The 1,788-nt window shown below is 48.3% G+C and carries 5 protein-coding genes; 1 reads left to right on the forward strand and 4 read right to left on the reverse strand.

What is annotated here, in order from left to right:
• On the forward strand, window positions 1-211 hold a 211-nt coding region (locus tag KDK15_RS05275; protein ID WP_257294319.1), incomplete at its 5' end, for a hypothetical protein.
• On the opposite strand, the gene KDK15_RS05280 is transcribed toward KDK15_RS05275, so the two are convergent.
• From KDK15_RS05280 to tnpB, 4 genes are all read right to left on the reverse strand, one after another.
• Window positions 199-549 carry a hypothetical protein gene (locus KDK15_RS05280; RefSeq protein ID WP_257294320.1) on the reverse strand — a complete coding sequence of 117 codons (351 nt, stop codon included), beginning with the start codon at window positions 547-549 and terminating at the stop codon, window positions 199-201. The genes KDK15_RS05275 and KDK15_RS05280 overlap by 13 nt on opposite strands.
• A gap of 18 nt (window positions 550-567) precedes the next feature.
• The gene (locus tag KDK15_RS05285; RefSeq protein WP_257294321.1) at window positions 568-849 is read right to left on the reverse strand and encodes a hypothetical protein; all 282 of its coding nucleotides are present in this window, start codon (window positions 847-849) and stop codon (window positions 568-570) included.
• Between the two features lie 96 nt (window positions 850-945).
• Complete coding sequence (locus KDK15_RS05290) at window positions 946-1,323, reverse strand: transposase (protein ID WP_257294322.1); 378 nt, start codon at window positions 1,321-1,323, stop codon at window positions 946-948.
• 191 nt (window positions 1,324-1,514) lie between these two features.
• The gene (tnpB, locus tag KDK15_RS05295; RefSeq protein WP_257294323.1) at window positions 1,515-1,736 is read right to left on the reverse strand and encodes an IS66 family insertion sequence element accessory protein TnpB; all 222 of its coding nucleotides are present in this window, start codon (window positions 1,734-1,736) and stop codon (window positions 1,515-1,517) included.
• Window positions 1,737-1,788: the final 52 nt, after the last annotated feature.

Here is a 1,788-nt window from a genome sequence, read left to right on the forward strand (position 1 = left end):
TTACCAGAAGGCTTACGCACAGTCCGAGAAACGGAAGGCTTACCAGAAGGCTTACTATGAAGTTTTCAAGAATACCGGTGATAGAGAACAAGCAAAAATCGCGGGTAAGCAAGCTATCGCTTTTATAACAGAATCAAATAAAGCCAAGAATAGTGAGCTTGAATCAACATCCATTTCTCCTCTCTCACCCCCCGCATCTCAAATTGACTGAAAAGTCAATAATCGAAGGGTAAGAAGGTATTGATCACAGTACTCTGGATAGCCAAACGGCATAACCTGCCGTGCCTTTACGGGAGCCCCATTAGAACAATCAAAACTAACGGAGAACTGCCGGTTATCCGGGATCATCAACGTCATGGTTTTATTGGCCGCTTTGGAGAGCACAAAGAGGCTCTTGACCGTTAGCCGGGATACCCAACCAGCCTCCCCATTACCTGAGAGAATGATTGGCCTGCCATGGGTTAATTGTCCCTCCTGCACCAACAAAGCCCCGGTCAGGCTCCGCTCGGTGGTTCCTTTCAGCTTTTCAGCAATGCCATCAAAGCCCAAGGCATCCGCTGTTTCCTGTCATACCCTGACACTGCCGTATAGTATTCCGGTATAGGCTGTAGCAAAGCCCTTAACAATCGGGGTGAAGGTACTGAAAAAGCCTTTAACAGTGGAGCTGGTAAAATCAAAGGCAGTCCGCAGAGCCGCCATCAATTCTGTGATGGTGGTAAAGCCTGATACTGGTGACAAAGCCATCAACGGTAACCCCGGAAAAGGCATGCTTAATAGCGTCTCGCCCATGGCAATAAAGACATCACTGACCCTTTTCGCCACTTCAGACAGCCGGCCATTTTGGGTCATCCGCTCCATTTGAGCAGCGATGCCTGTTAGGAGGCTGTCCGAGAATAGACTGCCCTGCATTGCTCGGTGCAATATCGAAGTTGGTTTCACTGAAGGTTATGGTTCTCGCTTCGGGTGCAGCTCTTCCCGGACTTTGGTGAAGAAGGTCTCAATGGCACCCTGCTTTTCTTCTTCGGACAGTTCAATACGCTCCTGAACCCTGGGCAGTGCCGACGACAGCGGTTTACGCCCCTTGCGTTGCTTACGGGGCTTTGGGCTTTCTTCTGTTTCCGGTTCTTCCCCATCCGGGGAGTCTTCTTCAGCCGGATCAGTAGCACATTCGGTTAATTCCGCTTCATTGAAGATTTCGCCCTGGCCACTGAACTTTTCAGAGCTACGACCATAAAGGCGGGCACGTCCCAGACGCAGGTATTCTTCCAGAATGGCGATGCGTTTTTTCTGTTCTTCTATGACGATGGACTTTTTCTCGATCATGTCGTCTTTCTCAAGAAGAGCATTGTCCTTTTCAAGAAGGGTGTTGTCTTTTTCAAGAATGACACCGTCGATGGTCTAGATGGCCTCAAGCAAGGCCTCCAGATCCAAGGCTGTTTCAGCATTTTCGACCAGTAAGCTCAAGGCGGATTTTGGCTGATGAATGACGGTATCAATGAGTGATTTCATGGCCGTCATTTTACCATCACTGCCTGAGTTTTCAGACTAAAAACAGCTCTCATAATGCTTTTTTTATGGGGTTTCATGGCATTAAGATTGTAGCCATCAAGCAACCAATTAAGCTGCTGGCCAGTTAAGGTTACCAACTCGTCATCGGGTTTTGGCCAGTGGAATTTATCGTCTGCCAGGCTCTTGTAATGTAAGCGCTTATTTAAGAACGTCTTCAAACCCATCATCTGTCTGCCACGCTAACCCCTGTTTCAAAAACAGGAGCGAGCCGTGAATCAA

The sequence above is a fragment of the Endozoicomonas sp. YOMI1 genome (assembly GCF_024606345.1).
Taxonomy (GTDB): domain Bacteria; phylum Pseudomonadota; class Gammaproteobacteria; order Pseudomonadales; family Endozoicomonadaceae; genus Endozoicomonas.